16 protein-coding genes are annotated in these 19,122 nt (G+C 70.3%); 9 read left to right on the plus strand and 7 right to left on the minus strand.

Annotated elements, in window-relative coordinates; translation table 11 throughout:
* Window positions 1-84 precede the first annotated feature (84 nt).
* The 3 genes from AC07CM_RS41125 (at window position 85) to AC07CM_RS41135 (ending at window position 2,366) form a co-directional block, all read left to right on the plus strand.
* Window positions 85-1,020, plus strand: coding sequence for a LysR family transcriptional regulator (locus AC07CM_RS41125; RefSeq protein ID WP_478881652.1), 936 nt, complete (start codon window positions 85-87; stop codon window positions 1,018-1,020).
* Window positions 1,021-1,106: 86 nt separating this feature from the next.
* A complete protein-coding gene (locus AC07CM_RS41130; protein WP_478881653.1) occupies window positions 1,107-1,322 on the plus strand; it encodes a DUF4177 domain-containing protein in 216 nt (71 codons plus the stop codon).
* 249 nt (window positions 1,323-1,571) lie between these two features.
* Window positions 1,572-2,366 (plus strand): thioesterase family protein, encoded by a 795-nt coding sequence (locus AC07CM_RS41135; protein WP_478881667.1) that lies wholly within the window; start codon window positions 1,572-1,574, stop codon window positions 2,364-2,366.
* A gap of 153 nt (window positions 2,367-2,519) precedes the next feature.
* On the opposite strand, the gene AC07CM_RS41140 is transcribed toward AC07CM_RS41135, so the two are convergent.
* A complete protein-coding gene (locus tag AC07CM_RS41140) occupies window positions 2,520-3,614 on the minus strand; it encodes a hypothetical protein (RefSeq protein ID WP_478881654.1) in 1,095 nt (364 codons plus the stop codon).
* 281 nt (window positions 3,615-3,895) lie between these two features.
* Window positions 3,896-4,849 carry a LysR family transcriptional regulator gene (locus tag AC07CM_RS41145; protein WP_478881655.1) on the minus strand — a complete coding sequence of 318 codons (954 nt, stop codon included), beginning with the start codon at window positions 4,847-4,849 and terminating at the stop codon, window positions 3,896-3,898.
* A 71-nt stretch (window positions 4,850-4,920) separates the two neighbouring features.
* Here AC07CM_RS41145 and AC07CM_RS41150 point away from each other — a divergent pair, with 71 nt between their 5' ends.
* The 4 genes from AC07CM_RS41150 (at window position 4,921) to AC07CM_RS41165 (ending at window position 8,768) form a co-directional block, all read left to right on the plus strand.
* The gene (locus tag AC07CM_RS41150) at window positions 4,921-5,808 is read left to right on the plus strand and encodes an SDR family NAD(P)-dependent oxidoreductase (protein ID WP_478881656.1); all 888 of its coding nucleotides are present in this window, start codon (window positions 4,921-4,923) and stop codon (window positions 5,806-5,808) included.
* A 191-nt stretch (window positions 5,809-5,999) separates the two neighbouring features.
* Entirely contained in the window at window positions 6,000-6,959 is a 960-nt protein-coding gene (locus tag AC07CM_RS41155; RefSeq protein ID WP_478881657.1) for a MerR family transcriptional regulator, read from the plus strand.
* Between the two features lie 32 nt (window positions 6,960-6,991).
* A complete protein-coding gene (locus tag AC07CM_RS41160) occupies window positions 6,992-7,558 on the plus strand; it encodes a GNAT family N-acetyltransferase (RefSeq protein WP_478881658.1) in 567 nt (188 codons plus the stop codon).
* Window positions 7,559-8,249: 691 nt separating this feature from the next.
* The gene (locus AC07CM_RS41165) at window positions 8,250-8,768 is read left to right on the plus strand and encodes a DUF2716 domain-containing protein (RefSeq protein ID WP_478881659.1); all 519 of its coding nucleotides are present in this window, start codon (window positions 8,250-8,252) and stop codon (window positions 8,766-8,768) included.
* Between the two features lie 167 nt (window positions 8,769-8,935).
* Here AC07CM_RS41165 and AC07CM_RS41170 read toward each other — a convergent pair whose 3' ends face one another.
* Window positions 8,936-9,580: a hypothetical protein gene (locus AC07CM_RS41170; protein ID WP_478881660.1), complete on the minus strand. Its 645-nt coding sequence runs from the start codon at window positions 9,578-9,580 to the stop codon at window positions 8,936-8,938.
* A gap of 335 nt (window positions 9,581-9,915) precedes the next feature.
* Here AC07CM_RS41170 and AC07CM_RS41175 point away from each other — a divergent pair, with 335 nt between their 5' ends.
* Complete coding sequence (locus AC07CM_RS41175; protein ID WP_478881661.1) at window positions 9,916-10,419, plus strand: DUF1877 family protein; 504 nt, start codon at window positions 9,916-9,918, stop codon at window positions 10,417-10,419.
* Here AC07CM_RS41175 and AC07CM_RS41180 read toward each other — a convergent pair.
* Window positions 10,416-11,246: an alpha/beta fold hydrolase gene (locus tag AC07CM_RS41180; protein ID WP_478881662.1), complete on the minus strand. Its 831-nt coding sequence runs from the start codon at window positions 11,244-11,246 to the stop codon at window positions 10,416-10,418. The genes AC07CM_RS41175 and AC07CM_RS41180 overlap by 4 nt on opposite strands.
* A 239-nt stretch (window positions 11,247-11,485) precedes the next feature.
* Here AC07CM_RS41180 and AC07CM_RS41185 point away from each other — a divergent pair, with 239 nt between their 5' ends.
* The gene (locus AC07CM_RS41185) at window positions 11,486-12,457 is read left to right on the plus strand and encodes a GlxA family transcriptional regulator (RefSeq protein WP_478881663.1); all 972 of its coding nucleotides are present in this window, start codon (window positions 11,486-11,488) and stop codon (window positions 12,455-12,457) included.
* Between the two features lie 517 nt (window positions 12,458-12,974).
* Here the strand turns inward: AC07CM_RS41185 and AC07CM_RS41190 are convergent.
* From AC07CM_RS41190 to AC07CM_RS41200, 3 genes are all read right to left on the minus strand, one after another.
* A complete protein-coding gene (locus tag AC07CM_RS41190) occupies window positions 12,975-13,706 on the minus strand; it encodes a DUF7873 family protein (RefSeq protein ID WP_478881664.1) in 732 nt (243 codons plus the stop codon).
* Between the two features lie 161 nt (window positions 13,707-13,867).
* Window positions 13,868-15,499 (minus strand): S53 family peptidase, encoded by a 1,632-nt coding sequence (locus AC07CM_RS41195; RefSeq protein ID WP_478881665.1) that lies wholly within the window; start codon window positions 15,497-15,499, stop codon window positions 13,868-13,870.
* Window positions 15,500-15,621: 122 nt separating this feature from the next.
* Window positions 15,622-18,513, minus strand: coding sequence for an ATP-binding protein (locus tag AC07CM_RS41200; protein WP_478881666.1), 2,892 nt, complete (start codon window positions 18,511-18,513; stop codon window positions 15,622-15,624).
* Between the last annotated feature and the right edge of the window lie 609 nt (window positions 18,514-19,122).

Here is a 19,122-nt window from a genome sequence, read left to right on the forward strand (position 1 = left end):
TTCGGAGTGACGCAGCACACGCTAGGGAGCCCGCGACATGGTCACCAATAAATGCTGCCGCGCCGCGATATAGACTCCATCGATATGAGCAGTTTCGATCTCAACCTCACCCGCGTCTTCGTGCTGCTCTACGAGACCGGCAGCGTCACGGCCACCGCCGAGACCCTCCACGTCACCCAGCCCACGGTCAGCTACAGCCTGGCCAAGCTGCGCCGACAGTTCGGCGACGAGCTCTTCCACCGCACCGGCCGCGGCCTGACCCCGACCGCGGGCGCTCGCCGCCTGTACGAGCCCCTGCAACGCGCACTGGCCGACATCGACGGCGCGATCCGCCAGTCCGACGACTTCGACCACACGACCATGGCGGGCCGCTTCACCGTCGCCCTCTCCGACCTCGGCGAGGTGACCCTCCTGCCGCGTCTCCTGGCGGCGGCCCGTGAGCGCGCACCCCGGGTGTCCTTCGCCATCCGCCCCCTGGACGTGGACGAGGCCGAGAGCCAGCTGCGCCGCGGCGAACTCGACGCCTTCATCGCCACCCCGGTCCTGACCTCCCACCGCACCGTGCGCGTCCCGCTCTTCCACGAGCGGTACGTCGGCATGGTCGCCGCCGACCACCCCCGGATCCACGGCCCGCGCGTCACCCTGCCCGAGCTCGCGGCCGAAAACCACGCGACGGTGTACGGGCCCAGTGGCCATGTCGTCCCCCGGTCCGTGCTGGCCACCCATGGGCTCCTGGACCGCGTGACCGTCGACGCCACCCGCTTCTCGATGCTGCCCTACCTCCTGGAGCGGACCGACCTGATCGCGATCGTCCCCGAGTACGTCGGCGAGGTCTTCACCGCCTCCCACCGCCTACGCCTGGTACGTCTCCCGTTCGAGACCGAGCCGATCGAGGTCGCGCTCTACGCCCGCCACGAAGCCTCGCGCAGCCCGTCCCAGCGCTGGCTGGTCCACTTCATGGCAGAGGTCCTGGGCGAACTGGTGAGCCCGGCACAACTGCCACCGACCGCCGTTCCCTAGGGCATTGAGGCGACCCGTTACGCGTCGAACGGTGGTTGACTGACTCCCGCAACCCCAGCACCCACCCCGCAGGAGAACCCGCAGCCATGAGCTACGCCCACACGTACGAGTACAAGGTCGTCACCTTCCGGGAGTCACTGATCGGCGACGCCCTGGACAGCGACAAGCTGGAGAAGGTCCTCAACAAGCACGCCGAGGACGGCTGGGGCCTGAAGGCGATAACGTCCGCCGACGTCAAGGGCCGCATCGGGCCTGGCGCGGTCGAGGGCCTGCTGCTCACCTTCGAGCGGCCCCGGCAGTAGGGGCTGCGCAACGGCGGTCAACTGAGGCTCGGTCGGCCGCCGTTGCTCGGCGCCACGGCGTCACCGGGCAGCCGTCCCGCCCGTACCGCGCGTCCGCCCCGTAGCCACCGGCTCGGCGGTCGGTGCGTACGCATGTGCCGAGCGCGGTCACTCGCTGGGCCGCAGCGTGATCACCTGTCGCGATGAGCAAGCGCTTAGTAGCATGGTCGGGACGGATGGTTCGCGTGGCAGGAAGGGGCAGCTATGCCGGTGTCGGAAGCGGAGGCGTTCTACGAGCGGGAGGCCGCGGATCGGTTCCTGCCCACCGCCTTCACACGGGGCCCCTGGGACGCCGACTCGCAGCACGCCGGTCCACCGGCCGCGCTGCTCGCCCTGGCCGTCGAGCAACGGCCGGGCGGCCGGCCGGACATGCGAGTCACCCGGCTCTCCTACGAGATCATGCGCCCGGTTCCCCTTCGGCCGCTGACCGTGACCACGCGCGTGCTGCGCGCCGGGCGCAGCGTCGAGCTGGTGGAGGCCCGTCTGACACCTGACGGCGGCGAGGAAGTCATGCGCGTGACAGCACTGCTGATGAGGACCGCGCCGGGCTCGGTGCCGGAGGTGTCGCCGAGCCGGCAGCTGCCCGGGCCGGAGGCGGTACCTGCGAAGGCGTTCTTCCCGGTGCCGTGGGAGCAGGGCTACCACACAGCCATGGAAGTACGCTTCGCCGCGGGCTCGTTCCTCGAGCGCGGCCCGGCCACGGCATGGATGCGGATGACGGTCCCCCTGGTCGCGGGGGAGGAGATCACACCCTTGAGCCGGGTGCTGACGGCCGCCGACTCCGGCAACGGCATCAGCGGCGAGCTGGACTTCCGCCGCTACGTCTTCATCAACAGCGACCTCACCGTCAACCTGCACCGCCACCCCCAGGGTGAGTGGGTCTGCCTGGACGCACGGACCATGGTGGACGGCGCGGGCATCGGCCTCGCCGAGTCGGCCCTGCACGACGAGAAGGGCCCCCTCGGCCGCAGCACCCAGAGCCTGTACGTGGCCGCGCGCGGCTGAGGTGGCGGACGCGGGGCCGGCAGGTGGGGGGGCGTAGTCACCGGCCAGTCCCGAGGGTCACGTACGTGACCGTGGGAGCATGGCACGGCCGAGCACGATGACCTGGGCGCGACGGTCCACCGACGCCGGTCGCGGCACCCTGGCCCGGACATCTCACGCGATCGACGGGTCCGACTCCTCCTGCACCGTCCAGGACACACCCTCCGGGAGGGCCTGGGACGCCTCCCCGAGCCCGCCCAACGGGAACACGACGACCGAGGCCGCAGCCAGGGCGCACAGGAGCCAGTCCAGCGCCCAGTGCAGCCCGTCGGGGCCGATGTAGAGGACGGGGAAGGTGATCAGCGCGGCGAGCAGGGCTCCGCCGAGCATGCGGGTGTGCACGGGTGCGGAGAACTTGGCGGCGCGGGTAAGTCGCCGGACGGGGCGGTCGGCGGAGGAAGGGGTGTCGGCGGCGTTGAGGTACGGCCGTGCCTCGTCCGGGTCCGTGAGCCCCATGAGCACCTCGCCATTGTCGGCGACGAACGCGGCGGGCAGTTCCGCCTCGATCAGCTTCCATCGTTGCGGCCAGCACAGCCAGCCCTCCTGGCCGTCGAAGCGCAGGACCGCCCGGCCCAACTCCCGGGGCGGGGCAGCCAGTTTGATCTCCTGTCCGCCGGCACGGAGGACGATCCAGTGGTACTGCGTGGTGTTCAACTCGCCAGGCTTGTCACCCCGCTTGAGGTAACGCATCCGGACGGGCTCTCCCACCCGTACACGCACGGCGTGCAGTTCGGACCGGCCGGCGTCGTCAGCCAGCACCCGCAGCTTGCTGCGTGTGTCGCCCTGGCTGACCTGGCGTCGTGCGAAGAGGAGCGACTTCACGGTCAGGATCAGCACAAGGATGATCACCACTCCGGAGAGCACCCCACCCGAACCGGCGGCCAGCCGGGAGAGCACGAACGGGGTCAGGATGAGGAGTACGGTCCCCGCTGCCCGGCCCACGTCACGCGCGGGAAGCGGGAGCCGACGCGGCAGGGGCGGCGGCACGGACTGCCGCGCCGCAGCGCAGGGCGCCGGGCCGATCGGTGGCACCGCACGGCAGGCGAGCACCCATCCTCCGGCGGCCACGGCGGCCGCCCCGAGGGCCGACACCATGTCCCAGCGGGGGGCGGGAGCGTCGTAGCGTATGAAGACCAGGGACAGTGCCAGGGCAGCGCAGACCAGGGCAGCGCTTCCGAAGGCGCGGGTGATCAGGGTGGAGCGTCGCATGGGCGTCCTTCACCGGGTGGTGGAGCCGGGGTGGGGGGCACCGTCTCACGAGGCTGGGTGCACACGGACCTGGCTGCCGCGCATGCTGCGGGAACTCACGCGGCGAGCCGACCGTGTGCGGCGCACCAGTTTCGTCCATGATCCCGAGCGAAGTAAAGGCTTGCCGAACCGCTGCCCTGACAGCGTGTCACTCGCCACCAGGGTGGCCGAGTTCACCGCTCATGGCACGGGCCAGGCACCCATCACCGATCCGGAACAAGCTCCATGAGCTGATCGAGAGGTCAGGCCAGTGCCCCATCGCTCCCTGCCGACGGACCAGCTGTGTCCGCGTCGAGGGCCGCCGCGCGGAGGGCTGCTGCCACGCGGGTGACCGGCTCGCTCGGCGGGTGGGGGAGACGGGCCAGGACCAGCCGCCGTTGTTCCTGGGGCCCGCCGCGGACCGGGAGGATGCGCACACCCGGCGGCGCAGCGGCCGCGAGGACCGCGGGCACGGTGGTCAACCCACAGCCTCCGGCGACGAGATGGAGCTTGGCCAGCCAGTCCCGGACGGTATGGACGATCTGGGGCCGCTCGTCCAGCCCGGGCCACACTCCCATCAGCCCCTCCTCTCCGGGGGAGGAACTCGCGATCCAGCGCTGCCCCCGCAGGTCGGCCACGTCGACGGAGTCGCCCCGGGCGAGCGGGTGGGTGGTGGGCAGCGCCAGACACAGCGCCCGCTCGGTGAGTGTCTGCAGGGCCAGCGGGGGCGACTCGGCGTCCGGTGGCCGGAACGGCGGTGCCGAGGCGAGCAGGGCCAGGTCGAGACTGCCGGCCCGCAGGGCACGGACGAGTGCCGGGGTGGTGCCTTCCCGGCCGACGACGTGCAGGCCGGGATCGGTGCGGCGCAACGCGGCCAGGGCTCGGGGCAGCAGAACGGCGCCGGCGCTGGGGAACCACCCCAGGCGGACCGTCCCGGCCTGCCCGGGCAGGCCGGACAGCTCCCTCGCGGCCGCCTCGATCTCGTCGAGGACGACGGTGGCGCGGCGCATGACGACGCGGCCGGCCGCGGTGAGCCGTACTCCGTCGCGCCGCCGCTCCAGCAATTCGGTGCCCGCCACCCGTTCGATCGCGGCGATCTGCCGGGACACCGCAGACTGGGTGTAGCCCAGCGAGGCGGCGGCCGCGGTGAAGGTTCCCTGTTCGGCCACGGCGCGGAAGACGCGCAGCGCGGTGAGTGACACATCAGTGAAGTCCATGACGATCACGCATATTAGCTGTGCCGAACTTTCGTTGGACTCATGGACGCGGCGTTCGTAGCGTTGCAGGCATGAACGCTTCACGCATCGCACTCGTCACGGGCGCCAACCAGGGACTCGGCCGCGCACTCGTCGAAGGCCTGGCGGCCCGGATGAATCCGGACGACCTGGTCCTGCTCACCGGCCGCAGCCGACAGCGCGTGTCGGACGCGGCACGGGAGGTCGCGCAACAGCCCGGCAGCCGCGCCCCCGTGGAGGGCCTGGTCCTGGACGTCACCGAAGCCGACGCCATCGACCGTCTCGCCGAGGAGCTGCGGGCACGCTACGGCGGTGTCGACGTCGTCATCTCCAACGCGGTCACCCGCGTGCTGCCCGAGGAGTCCCAGTCCGAGCGGGCCGATGAGTTCATCGACGTCTCCAACTCCGCCACGCACGCGATCCTGCGCTCCTTCGGTCCCGTCCTCCGCCCGGGCGGCCGACTGCTCGTCGTGGCCAGCAGCCTGGGCACCCTCGGCCACCTCGAGCCGCGGCTGCACCACCTGTTCGACGGCGCTGGCCTCGATCAGGTCGAGTACGCCGTCGAGTCGTGGCGCGGTGCCATCCACAACAGGACCGCCGCGGAGGCGGGTTGGCCGGTCTGGCTGAACGTGCCGTCGAAGGTGGCCCAGGTCGCCGCCGTCCGCGCGGTCGCCGAGGCGCGCCGCGAACACGACCTCGCCACCGGCACCCTGATCGCGGCCGTGTGCCCCGGCATGGTCGACACCGCCACCTCGCGCCCCTGGTTCAGCGACTACAGCCAGGCCCAGTCCCCGTCCCAGGCCGCCGGCGCCGTACTCGACCTGATCACCGCCAGGGGCGTCGACCCCGCCCTCTACGGCGAACTGGTCCGCTTCGGCAAGCCCCTGCCCTGGCACGACGGCACACCGCCGACGGAACAGGACCGGATGGTCAGGCCCTGAGCGGAGGTGGCACTTTGCCGCAGGCATGCTACGGCGGTGTCGACGGTGGCCGAGGACGCCCGGCGCCCGTGATCCTCAATTCGATCGACAGCTCGGCGCATCCTCGGCAACGATGCGAAACGTGGTCTGCTTGATCACCGGCCAACGGAACGGCTTGAGTCTCCCGTAGGGGGAGACACCAAGGTAGGGGCATGGACGGCGACACGCTCTATTCGATCGGCGAACTGGCCCGGCGGACCGGTCTGACGGTCAAGACCATTCGGTTCTACTCCGATCGCGGAATCGTGGCGCCGACGGACCGCAGCCCGGCCGGCTATCGCCTCTACAACACCGACGCCGTCGCGCGCCTGGACCTTGTACGCACCCTGCGGGACCTGGGGTTGGACCTGCCCACGATCCGCAGGGTCGTGGAGCGGGAGCTCTCGCTGTCCGAGGTCGCGGCAGCTCATGCCGAAGCCCTGGCCGTGCAGATCCGCGTCCTGCGACTGCGCCATGCGGTGCTGACGGCGGTGGCCGAGCGCGGGCTCACTGCTGAGGAGACGGATCTCATGCACAAGCTGGCCCGGCTCTCCGAGGAGGAGCGCCGACGTCTGATCGAGGATTTCCTCGATGCCGCCTTCGGCGGTCTCGGCGTCGGCTCCGCGTTCGCGGGAGTCAGACGCTCGATGACACCCGAGATACCCGACAGTCCCGCGGCGGAGCAGGTGCGGGCGTGGACGGAGTGGGCTGAACTGGCCCTGGACCCGGATTTCCGCGCCGGCATGCGGCAGATGACCGAGGGCCAGGCGGCCGAACAGGCACAAGGCGACAGCACGGGTCTGCGCCGGGACCTCGCCGCAGTCGTACGTGACCGGGTCGGCCCTGCCCTGGCGGCGGGCATCGACCCGGCCTCACGCCAGGCCGATGCGATCGTCGGAGCTCTGGCGGCTCACTATGCCCACGTCCTCGGCCGCCCCGACGACACCGAGCTGCGCCGCCTGCTGCTGGCCCGGCTGGAGAGCGTGAACGACCCACGCCGGGACCGGTACTTGCAGCTGCTGGCAGTGATCAACGGCTGGCCTGCTCCGGAGAGCCTGGCCCCGGCGTTCAGCTGGTCCGTCCAGGCCGTACGCGCCCGAATGGAGCGACAGTGGGCCAGGGATCGTCAGTAGTAGGGAAGAACGACGGCGCATACGATCTGCCGGTGAACGCCACCGTCATCCTGCATGCGGGCGCGACGCCGACCGCTCCCGCCCTCGTCCTCCGTCCCTGGCGTATGGAGGACATTGCGGCCCTCGTCGAAGTGTTCCAGGACCCCACACTGCGCAACTGGATCAGCTCGGTGGTGGAGGACGAGGCCGACGCGATGCGGTGGGTGCGGGGCCAGGAGCGGGGCTGGTCAGCGGGAGATCGTTTCGGCTTCGCGGTTCTCGAGACGCAATCCGACTCGACCCGAGGTCGGTTGGTGGGCCATGTGGTCCTGAAGGAAGTGGCCTTCGGCAAACCGTCGGCTGAGGTGGGCTACTGGACCGCGGCGCATGCCCGCGGGCGGGGTGTCGCACCACGCGCTCTGGAGGCGCTCACCGGCTGGGCCTTCGACACCCGGACGGCCGATGAGCTGGAGCGTCTGGAGCTCCTGCACCAGGTGGACAACCCGGCCTCATGCCGAGTGGCGCACAAGAGCCACTACGAGCTCACCAAGGTCCTACCCGCGGCACCGCCCTCGTTTCCCCGTGAGGGTCATCTGCACATGAGGCGCAGGAACGTCTGAGAGCCACGGGCCCGCGGGCGCTCACCGTCTGGTCACACATCAAGAGACGGCAGGGACGGCAGGGACGGATCGCAGCGGGCGTCACCCACAACTGATCTGGTGATCAAGAGACTCGGGTCGGTACCGTAAAGGCGGGATGGTTGGACGACGGCAACGGGGGCCGTCGAGCAAGCCGCCAACCCAGCTGACTGCCCGGGGAGTTGCCCTGGGGGCCGTAGGCGCGGTTTCGAGCGTCCCTTGGGGGAAGTGCGCCTCGGCGAAGATGAGTCCTGGCGCTAGGTCTCAGCAGGCCATCGCAAGGTGGTCGAGCTGAGGCCGGCTGCCCTGCCGATGGTCGACCACCCTTACTGAAGGGTCCGACCAGTGCGTTTCTCACCCTCAGCCACTCGGGCGCTGCTCGTGGTTCTGGCATTCGTGTCGTCAGTGCTCGTCGGTGTCGTGGCGGGCGTCCTCTCCTGTGCCAACGGGGCTCGAGTGCCGGGTGCCGTGTTGTACGGCGGTGGAGCTTTCGTTACGTGGATGACGCTGAGCCTGATGGTCTTGGGCGCTCTGGGGTGGCTCGACGCCGGCAGTTCTGGTTCCTCCTCCAGCTCCCGACGGGAGGCGAACAGCTGAGGGGGGTTCTTTCAGCGATCTCGTGATGGATCCACGTCGAAGGGATCACGCTGGGCCGGCTCGATAGTCTCTGAGGGTGAGGAACGGGCCTGTAACCGAGCTGTCGGAAGCCGAGTACCGAAACGTCTGGGACCGCTTCTACGCGGAGTTCGCATTCCGTCCCAGCGTGAACCCGACCAAGTGGCCTGCCATCAAGGAGCCGACGGACTCCGTCACATGGAGTCTGGCGTCGCTGGACGAAGACCCGGGCCATGTGTGTCTGGACCGCTTCGTCTCGGTTGTCGAGCAGGGGCTGACTGCCTGCGTCGAGCCGGAGGCCAGGCTGTTCGCGCTCGACTGGCAGCACGTCTCCTACTCCTTCGCTCCGCATCGCGTCGGCGGGCACGGACAGGAACCGTGGCCGCTGAGTCCCTACCCCGACGGTGACTACTACGTCTACCTCTCGGAGGACTTCCGGCTCGGCAGCTTCGGGCACCCCTGGGAGTCGTCGGTGTGCCTGTTCGGCCAGGAGTTTCTGGAGCTGGTGGCCGCCGAGGTCGAAGATGTCCTGGGACCGCCGCTATGCCGTGGTGGTCGCAGGTCGCCTGCAACGTGACGTCCGGCCCAGCGCAGCTCCCCGCGCCGGGAGCGCGAGCGGCCGGGTACCTGGGTGGTGCGTACGCCGGGGTCGAGAGTCCGCAGCCGTCGGCCCTCGGCGATGCGCACGTATGTCGATGGTCTCGCCGTGAGCAAAGGCGGCGAACCGCATCCTGACAGTGTCATTCAGGCTTCGGGCAGGGCCTCCTCCTTGGGTGCCGCTGCCTGCTCCGGCAAGTTGGAGGCGGTGTAGAAGACAGAGGTGCCCTGCTTGGTGCGCTGTGCCCTGTTCTTGGCGACCAGGTTCTCCAGGGTGGTGCGCACGACGTTGGTCTGGATGCCACGCTTGGGGTGTGTGTCGCCCAGGGCCTGGGCGACTTCCGCGGCGGAGCGGGGCTCCTTTTGTTCCGTCAGGTGTCGCCGGACGAGTTCGACCAGAGTGGGCCGACTCGTCTTCGAGGCGGCCTTCTTGGCGGCCGTGGGCTTTGTGGCGGGCTTCTTCTCCGTCGCCTTCTCCGCCCCGGGCTGTTCCGCGGTGGCCTTCCGCGCGGGACGGCGCTTCCCGGACGCCGTAGCGGTCTTCTTGCGGGGCGAAGGCACAACGGCGCTGTCGGCGGGGGCGGACTCAGTGGCCGGAGCTGCCACGCTGAGTGCCTGCTGCATGTTCACGAGCACCGCGTGGTCGTGCTGCAGGATCGCCAACTGGTCCTGCAGAGCTGAGAGTTCTCCCGTGATGCGTTCCTGCTCCTTGATGTTGCGCTCGAGGTCGCTGGTGACTTGGTTGACGTACTGCGAAGTCAACTCGGTGGCGCGAGTGGTGCTGTCGGACATCTTTCGCTCCTCGGTTCGTGGCCGGGCTGAAGTCCCCGTGGGCGATTGCGGCGAGTCAGGAAAGACCTACGACCGTAGCGTGCCCTAGGGCAGAGATATTACGGGTGAGACGCCCCGTTTTCGATCCGACATCGGCAAATCCGCTCTTGCGGGTAGCTGATAGACCCCGCCCATGACCTTTCCTGTGTTGTTGGCCTCAGATGCGGGACGGGCTAATGCGAGTGCCGGGAGGGGCGCGGGTCTCCCCAACTCGATAGCGGTGTCAGTGGCCCCGGATACGCTTCCGGCTTTGGTGGTCCGCACACGCAGGGCCACCCGTGACGAGAGGGGTATCCGTGAGCTTTCACATGCATCTGCGTGCCGTCGAGAAGTCCGAAGTCCCACTCGATTACGCCCGGTTGCAGGAGTTCATGGGGGCAGCATGGGACTGGGACGTCCGTCATGCGGAGTACGAGGCCGGAATCGCGGAGTGGATCGAGAAGGACTTCAGTTCGGTGAACGACCTCTGCCGCGCGGGCAGCGGTCTGCCCGAGGGGCGAGAGGGAGCGTGGGAGCTGCCCGTCTACGGTGGTGACATCGTCTACGACCCCGACGACCACCAGCCGCCCTTCGTCCATCTGACCCCGGACGCGGTGCGGCAGGCATCGGTCTTCCTCGCGGACGCCTCGTTCGACGTCCTCTGGGAGGCGGCTGGTCCCAAGCTGCACGCGGCATTCGGTCCCGCCTGGGCCGAAGAGGACGTCCGGGCCGTCTATGCGCGGCACCACTCTGACCTCCGTACCTTCTACCAGCGCGCCGCCCTGGCCGGACAGGCCGTTGTCAAAGCGTTCTGGTACTAGGGTCCGACTTCCGAGGAACAGGGACCCTGGAGACGGGCGACGAACGCCCCGATGTGGGAGGCCACTTGCTCCGGCACCTCCAGTGGCGACAGGTGGCCGGTGCCGCCGAGCTCGGTGAGAGTGGCGGTGGCGATCAGGGGAAGCAGATGGTCGCGCAGGACCTGCGGCGGGTCCACCTTGTCGTAGCTGCCGGCCAGCACCACCACGGGAACGTTGATCGCGCCGACGCTGTCGGTGAAGTCCTCGACCAGCGCCTGCAGCGGCCACGCCATACGGGCCGCCTCGCCTGCCCGGGAACTGTCCTCGTGCACCTGCCGGCGCGCGTCGGCCGACAACTCGCCGTTGGTCAGCACCAGATCGATGCTGCGGTCTATGGTCTCGGCGGTGTCGTAGGCGTGCGTCAGCGCCTCCTGGAACTCGCGCGTCACACCGACGGGAGCCGGCGGAGCGGGCGCGACGAGCACCACGCCCACCAGCCCGGCGGGGCGGCGCGAGGCGAGCACCTGGGCCACCTTCCCGCCCATCGAGTGGCCCACCACGATGAACTCGCCGTAGCCCAGCTCGTCGATGACGCGCGCCGCGTCGTCGGCAAGCCGGCCGATGTCGTAGGGGCCGGGAACCCGGGTGGACTCACCCCAACCCCGGTGGTCGTACGAGACGAACGCCTGTGTGGGGCTGAGGCGCTCGATGACCGGTCGCCAGGTGCGGTGGGAGCCACCCCAGTAGTGGAGGAAGACCAGGGCCGGACCCGCGCCCTCGCGGACGTGGCCGTAGAGTCGTCCGTCCTTCACGTCGAAGTACCGGCCGATCGGGGTGTACGGGGTCACTGCGGTCAGGTGTCCTTGCCTTGGCCGGTGCGAAGCCGCTCTGCCGCGGCCGCTGCCGGCGTGAGCCCCGGCCGTCGGGCCGTGCCGCTCATGACTCGATCGTCGTCCCGCCCTTCTCGATCAACCACAAGCTCCCTTGCCACTGTTCGCAACTTTCGGGACACGTCCCCGGCGTACCGCTCCGAGCTGCTCGCCGCCGCTCGCCCTGTCCGGAAAGTTACGGTCGTAGCATTGGAGACATGGCTCCTCATCGCGTCGCGGTCCTGGTGCTGCCCCTCGTACTCCCGATCGATCTCGGCATCCCCACGCAGATCTTCAACTCTCGACCGAACACGCCGTACGAACTCACGGTGTGCAGTGGAGCCCGTGGCAGCGTCACGACCAGCACGGGGTTCACGGTCGGAGACACAGCGGGGCTGCCGGCCCTCGCCCAGGCGGACACGATCATCGTGCCCGGCTACTGGGACTATCGGCGGGCACCGGCACCCGAGGTCGGAGCGGCGCTGCGACTTGCCTTCAGCCGAGGCGCCCGTATCGCCTCCATCTGCACCGGGGTCTTCGCACTCGCCGCGGCCGGGCTGCTCAACGGCCGTACGGTGACCACGCACTGGGCCAGCGCCGACGACCTCGAAGAGCTCCACCCCGAGACACGGGTGGACCGCAGCGTCCTCTACATCGACGACGGTCCCCTGCTGACCTCCGCGGGCGTGACCGCCGGCATCGACCTGTGCCTCCACATCGTCCGCAAGGACCTCGGTGCCGCCGTCGCCAACGACATCGCCCGCGAACTGGTCGCCGCACCCCACCGCGACGGCGGTCAGGCCCAGTACATCGCCCAGTCCTTGCCCGAGCCCACCGCTCACACCCTCGCCGACACCCGCGACTGGGCCCTGAGCCACCTCGACGAATCCCTCACGCTCCAGGTTCTCGCCCGGCACGCGCGCGTCTCCGCCCGCACCCTGGTCCGTCTGTGGCGCCGGGAAACCGGCAGCACGCCGCACCAGTGGTTGCTCACCGCCCGCATCAACCACGCCCGGGAACTCCTGGAACTCACCGGCCTCGGCATCGAGCAGATCGCCGCCCAGAGCGGCCTCGGAACCAGCACCAACCTCCGTGCGCGATTCCGCGACGCCCTCGGCACCACGCCCTCCGCCTACCGGCAGGCCTTCCAGCAAACGGCCACGGCAGGGTCGCAGCCTCGTCGGAAGTGAAAGCCGAGAACCCGGACACCGAGGTGGGACAGGCCTGCGGGCAGCGCCCATGGCCGGCGAACGTGGCGGAGCCCGGGAGTCGTATCCAGCTCCCGGGCCCCTGGGGATGCCACCCAATTGCGCACGCCGGCGGCGTTTAAGAGGACGGATCAGTCATCATGCCGTCGTGTTCTTCCTTTGAACTACCGCACCATGTGAGAGGTGCAGGCGAGAGTCGAACTCGCATCCGACGGCGTTCGTCCGGCCCCGTTCGATCCGGCGATCGGCGGCAATGCTGAGACTGGAGCGAGAGTCTGAGATTGACCGCGGCTGCCTCTGCCATGTTGGGCTACCCCGGCCCGGTGCGGGCGTTGTGCCGGGGGAAGGACTCGAACCTTCACTGTCACCGCTTCTTCAGGCTGAACTTCAGTGTCAGCTTGCGCTCATCGCGCGCACCGGTCCTCAGTCCGGCCCGCGCCTGAAACGCACCCCCGCGCTCGCACACGGGGGCGATCATGGATGCTACCCGCGGCCGGCGTCAGCCGAACAGGTAGGCGAACACCGCGTCCCCGACCCGCTGGTCGGTGACCTCGGCGCCGTTGGCCTCCTCCCGGGCGAACTTCACCGCCTGCTGGAGCTTCTCCACCCGCTCCACCAGCTCGTTCACCCGCCGGGCCGGGAGCGCTCCGGAGAACTTCACGGTCGTCCAGTAACCGATGGGCACGTCCTCGTAGTACACCTCGACCTGCGCCGGGTGCTTCTCGGTCGCCTCCGCCTTGACGTGGTTGCGAGGGACCTTCTTCGTACGGATCGTGCGGACCGGGTCCGTCTTCCACCAGTCCGTGGACGGGTCGTGGGACCAGGACTCGGCGGCGTCGAGCGTGGGGAGCTTCTTGACGAACGTGTGCAGGTCGGTGAGCTGTTTCTCCAGGAAGAGGAGGTAGCTGACGGGGACGTCGGTGACGATCGTCCTGCCGTCGACCGTGACGTCCGCGCGCGCCGTGCAGTTCGCCCAGTCCTTGGTGGCAGTCACGTCGAAGAGCCGGGTGAGCGACGCGGACATCTCGCGCAGCACGTCCTCGGCCTGCACCTGTACCCGCGTGGACTCGGGCGGCAGTTGCTCGCCCTCCTCGTCCTTCGGCTGGTACGTACGCGAGATACCTGCCAGCAGTGCCGGCTTCTGCACCTTGTGGTGCGCTGCGGTGATGTCCTGGAGCGACTTGCTCTTGACACCCTTCTCGACAGCGATGATCTGGTTCAGCTTCGCCACTTCGGCTCCCCCTTCGAACAGGCAGGAACGTACCCCACCGGCTCGAACACCCGCACTTCCTTTAATCGCCCCGCTCGACGTCAGGCCACGGCCAGGCCACGGCGCGGGCCGGGGATCGCTTCCGGCCCGCGCTCTGTGGGTCGGTCCTCAGCCGCCCGTCGTCAGCCGAGCAGCTTGCTCGCCAGCGTCGCGGCGTTGTACGAGCCCCAGCCGCTGGTGAAGTCCCAGCCGGTGGCCGCGGAGTAGGCGCCGTTGCTGCCGCTGGTGATGTCGTGGAAGCCGGTGCCGCTCGCCGAGTAGAGGGCGGGGTTGGCGAAGCCGAGGTTGGCCTTGCCGGCCGCCGCGGCCCGCTGGTTGTACAGGGCGGCGAAAGCCGCCCACTCGGGTGCGGCGGCGCTTGTACCGCCGACCGAGCTCCACGAACCCTGGGAGTAGATCGAGACACCGGGGCTGGGGTTGGCGTGGGCCGAGACGTCCGGCACCTGGCGGTAGCCGCCGCCGGCGCTCTTCTGTACCGCGGTCTGCCAGCTGGGGATCTTGAAGACGGAGGACTTGCCACCACCGCCGCCGGACCAGGCCACCTCCTTGCTCCAGGCGTTGGACGAGGTGACGGTCAGCTTGGTGCCGCCGACGCCGGTGACGTACGGGTCGCTGGCCGGGTAGTCGACGGAGGTGCCGCCGTCCCCCGCGTCGTCGGAGCCGTCGTCGCCGGAGGCCGCGTAGAAGCCGAGGCCCTGGGCAGCACCCGCCTTGAAGACGGCGTCCACCGCGTTGATGTTGGAGGTGGTGCGGGCGCTCTCGGCGGCGCCCCAGCTGATGGAGGTGGTCGGAATGCCGCTGTCGACGATGGCCTGGTAGGTGTCGACCTCGCCTGCGTCGGAGTTGGGGCCCTCGAAGACGGTGACGTTCGCCTTCGGGGCGATCGCGTGCAGGACCTCGATGTCCAGCTCGACCTCGACCTGGCCGTCGCCGAGGGCGCCGGAGCCACCGTCCACGGCCTTCACGGTCGGGGTGGGCGAGCCCAGGCTGTAGTAGTTGTCGTAGGTGGTGATGTTGGACTGCTTGAATCCGTCGAACTCGATCAGGGCGATCTTCTGGCCGCTGCCGGTGTAGGTGCCGGAGACGTTGTAGCCGCCCTTGAGCTGGGCCGGGGTGTAGCCGCCGCCGGGGCCGTTGTGGGGCGAGACGGTGTGCGGCGTCGCCTGATGGTGCAGCCGGACGCGATTGTTCAGGCCCGCCACGTCGCTGACGAGGGAGGCGATGGCGGCCGGCAGCGTCGGCGCGCTGTCGTTGGCGTAGAAGGAACGCCCCGTCCTGGCGTCCTTCCAGGTCGACAGCTTGGTGCCGAAGGCATTCTCCAGCTGGGCCGCGGTGCCGGCGGCGTCGACCAGAAGATTGCCCGAGTGGACGGTGCCGACGGTCAGACCCTGGGCGTGCAGGTAGTCCTTGAGCTGCCTGATCTCGGCGTCGGTGCGACCGAAACGGGCCGCGAACTGGTGCTTCGACAGGTAGTGGCCGTAGGAACTCGACCGCGGGTCACTGACCTTCGCGACGAAGGTGTCAAGTGCCCTGCCGCCTCTGGGCGTCAGGCTGATCGCCACCGATATCCGCTTCCCGGCAGCGACGTCTCCGGTGCGGGCCGCGTTCTGCTTCAGGCGCGGCAGGACGTCTCCGGCGATGGCGGCTCGCGGCGCGTGCGGCTGCGGGGCGTTCGCGGCATAGGCGGCGGGGACGACCGCGGTGACCAGGGCCGGCGCGGTGAGCAGACCGAGCAGTTTCAGACGTGACTTCACTGAAGTCCTCCGGGGAGTGGGGGAGTTGTTCCCGAAGGGGAACCGGATTCACCGTATGGAGATCGGCCCCACCCCCATAAGCGGGGGAACCCTTGCGTTACGTGTTAACGGCCGATGTCACGTCAACGCCGTGTGTCGAGAACGCGACGGATCTGAGAACGGTGCTGATCGGCCACCCGTTGCGGATCGCCTGCTTGACCCTCGTCACCGGGACCGACGGCCGCCCCGGAGGCGATGACGGCGGCAGCCATCGCGTGGGCGAGCGCGGTGCGCGAGCGCACCCCGATCTTGCGGTAGACCCGGGACAGGGTGCCTTCCACCGTCTTGACGCTGATGAACAGCTCTGCGGCGACTTCCCGGTTGGTTGCTCCGCCCCCGACCAGTTCGGCGATCCTGGCCTCCGTAGGTGTGAGTTCGGGCCCGCTCGCTCCTGCCTCACCGCTGCGGTCTCCGGCGTCCAGCCGGGCAAGCTCGTCCCTGGCCCGTGCCGACAGCGGAGCGGCGCCGATCCGGGTGGCGGTTTCCAGTGCCTCGCCGAGGACCGTGCGCGCCACGCTCCTGCGGCGCGCGCGGCGCTCGACGGCTCCGAGGGCGATTAGGGTGCGCACCAGCTCCAGGGGCAGGGGGAGTTGACGCAGTCGGTCCACGGCGGCACCCAGCCGTGCCGCCCCCTCCTTCGCCCGGCCGATCCCCGCCTCCCGGAGCCCTTCCGCCCGCTCCAGAGCCGCCAGGACGCTGCCGGGCGTATCGACGGTCACACGAGCCCAGGCCGCGCGGACGACGGCCTCTGCCTCATCCGTCTCGCCCAGGAGGACCAGGGCTTCGGCCAGGTCGCCGTACCAGCGCAGCAAGGGCGGGTCGGCGGCGCGCATGGCAGCCCCGAGTTCCCTGACGCGCTGCAGCGCCTCGACCGCGGACGCCGCGCCGCGTGGGTCTCCGGCGAGCAGTTCGGCCTGCCCGAGCACGGCCAGCGAGCGCAGCAGGAACAGCCGGTCGCCGTCGGCTTCCGAGGCTCGCACCGCCTGTTCGGCCAGCCGCCGGGCCTCGTCGGTGGTGCCGCCCGCGACAGCCGCCAGCGCGGCGGCGTACAGCGCGGGAGCCGTCTGGGCCATGGCACGTGTGCAGCGTGCCGCGGTGTGCAGCGCCTCGTGGCAGTGTCCGGCCCGCACCTGGATCCGGGTCAGTGACACCAGGGTCGCCATGACCTCCTCGACGCCGGCGACCTCCTCGATCGAGGCGAGGAGCTGGATGACCCCCTCCCGGGCCTCGGTCACCCGGTCGGAGTCCAGGGCGAGGATCGCCCGCATGCGCATCAGCCGCCAGTTCTGCGGACCGCCGTCGGTGCCCCCGGCCAGGGCGAGCGCCTCCTCCAGCGCGACGTCCGCCGCGACCGCTTCGCCGGCCAGGGACCGTACCCGGGCGAGGGTGGCGAGCGCCCCGATCCGGGTCTCCCTGTCACCCGCCACGGTCGCCTGCCGGGCTGCGCGCCGGGCATGCCGGGCCGCCTCCTCCAACTCCCCGCAGAGCAGGCCGCGTACGGCCGCCCAGTGATGCAGCCATGCCTCGGCCTCGGGGTCGCCGTCGGCCTCCCGGAGGCCCTCCTCGATCAGGGCCTGGGCACCCTCCAGCGCCTGCCCGGCATTGCGCAGCAGGACCAGCCGGGCCCGCACCCGCCGGCGTGCCGAGCCCGACTCGGCGAGGACCGTCTCGGCGGCCTCACCCGCCTCCTGCGGCTGCCCTGCGTCGCACGCGTACTCCGCCGCGGCCAGCAGCCGCTCGGCCCGATCCGCGGGCCGGTCGCCGGGGGTGCGGCGGGCGGCGAGCCGGGCCAGTTCGCAAGCGGCGCGGAGCGAGCCGTCACGGCGCGCGGAGTCCGCCGCGGCCATGAGAGCGCGGGCGGTGACCTCGTCCTGGTGCGGCCGGGAGTGGGCGAGATGGCGGGCGTGCTCGACCGGCTCGGTGATCACGCGGGCCAGCAGCGCGTGTGCCTGTCGGCGGAGGTTCTCCGGGGCGTCGGCATAGACGGCGGCCCGGATCAGCGGATGCCGGAAGCGTATGGTTCCATCGGCGTCGGTCGTGGCGATGCCGAGGCGTTCGGCCTCCGCCAGGTCCGTGACGGGGTCCGGGAGCCCGGCGGCACGCAGCAGGGTGAAGTCGGGGCGGGTGGCGGCGCTCGTGACCAGGAGGGCGTGCCGCATTGTCTCCGGCAGTGTGCGCGCCTGGTCCAGCAGCAGGGTGCGCAGTCTTCGGGGCACGGGCAGCGTCGGTCCGAAGGTCACGGGTGCCGGGCCGCGCAGGGCCGTCGCCCGCCCCAACTCCAGGGCGTACAGAGGGTTTCCGGCGGAGGTGTCCTGGATCGCCCGCAGTACCCCTGGTGGCAGGTCGGCGCCGATGCCGATGCGCACGAGGTGGGCCACCTCGTCGTCCGTCAGCGGTGGCAACGGAAGCTCGGTGGTGCCCGGCGGGCAGCAGCGCAGCCGCTCGGGCCGGTCATCGTCCGCCACCCGCTCGGCGGCCACCATCCGTATGTCCAGGCCGCCCAGGCGGCGTACGGCGAAGGCGAGCACCTCGGCGGAGGGCTCGTCGAGCCATTGCAGGCCGTCGACGACCAGCACGACGGGGCCGGTGGCGGCCAGAGTGCGCAGTACGTCGAGGACGGCGACGCGCAGCGCGAGGCGGCTGCGTCCGTCTGCCGGTTCCGGGCCCCGCAGCAGGGCCGCCCTCAGTGCCGCCCGGGGCTCGGGCGCGAGGGCGTCCAGGCAGCTCTCCGGAATCCGCGCGAACAGGTCGACGAGCCCGACGAAGGGGAGCCGGGCGTCCTCCTCCACGGGCGAGCAGTGCAGCACGGTGCCGACCGACGGGGCATCCGCCGACAAGCACGCCATGAGGGCTGCCACGAGCGTGGACTTGCCGATCCCCATGGGCCCGTGGAAGAGCACTCCGGGACTGGCCGTCAGTTCGACCCGGGCGGTGTCGAGCAGCTCGTGGCGCCCGGTCAGTGACCGTGCTCCCACGCCGGCCGCCCGTCCTTCGCCCTGGGGGTGGCACCCGCGGTCTTCGTGCACGCACCGTCCTGTGACGGGTTGCACCCGGTACCGGGGACGGAACCGTCGGTATGGCGAGTGCAGCGGGTCCCTGGACGTTCGATCATGTGTTCATGACAACCCCCCCGGATTCGGCTTGTCAATGACGGTTGTCACGTGGCCTGTTCGCCATGGTTCTCAGCGGTCGTCGCCCATTGATTGTCTGTGGCCCGCAGCGGGCCGAGTTCGGGCAGTCGCCGCCCCCGTGCTCCACACTCGCCGAGATGGCATGGACCTGGATGTTCGTTCAGGCGATCCGGTGCGCGCTCGCCGTGGCCCACCTGGCCGGCATCTGGAGCGCCCGAGGCCGTGGCTGTGCGGGAAGCGCTCGCCATGGCGCGGACTCCGTGGGAGAGGCGGAGCCAGCCGTGGTGTCCGGGCCCTGGGCTTGGCCCCCGAACTCGCCCCGGTCATGCGATCACCATGGTGTAGGGCGGCCCGCCGCCTGGACGCGGGGGGGGGGGGGGGGGGGGGGGGGGGGGGGGGGGGGGGGGGGGGGGGGGGGTTGCGTTGCTGCGCGACCAAAAAAACTTAGGGGAA

This window comes from Streptomyces sp. NPDC044061 (assembly GCF_056434305.1).

Coding starts and splice junctions, on each gene's coding strand:
- AC07CM_RS41125 (WP_478881652.1), top strand. CDS start 85: ATGAGCAGTTTCGATCTCAACCTCACCCGCGTCTTCGTGCTGCTCTAC.
- AC07CM_RS41130 (WP_478881653.1), top strand. CDS start 1,107: ATGAGCTACGCCCACACGTACGAGTACAAGGTCGTCACCTTCCGGGAG.
- AC07CM_RS41140 (WP_478881654.1), bottom strand. CDS start 3,614: ATGCGACGCTCCACCCTGATCACCCGCGCCTTCGGAAGCGCTGCCCTG.
- AC07CM_RS41145 (WP_478881655.1), bottom strand. CDS start 4,849: ATGGACTTCACTGATGTGTCACTCACCGCGCTGCGCGTCTTCCGCGCC.
- AC07CM_RS41150 (WP_478881656.1), top strand. CDS start 4,921: ATGAACGCTTCACGCATCGCACTCGTCACGGGCGCCAACCAGGGACTC.
- AC07CM_RS41155 (WP_478881657.1), top strand. CDS start 6,000: ATGGACGGCGACACGCTCTATTCGATCGGCGAACTGGCCCGGCGGACC.
- AC07CM_RS41170 (WP_478881660.1), bottom strand. CDS start 9,580: ATGTCCGACAGCACCACTCGCGCCACCGAGTTGACTTCGCAGTACGTC.
- AC07CM_RS41185 (WP_478881663.1), top strand. CDS start 11,486: ATGGCTCCTCATCGCGTCGCGGTCCTGGTGCTGCCCCTCGTACTCCCG.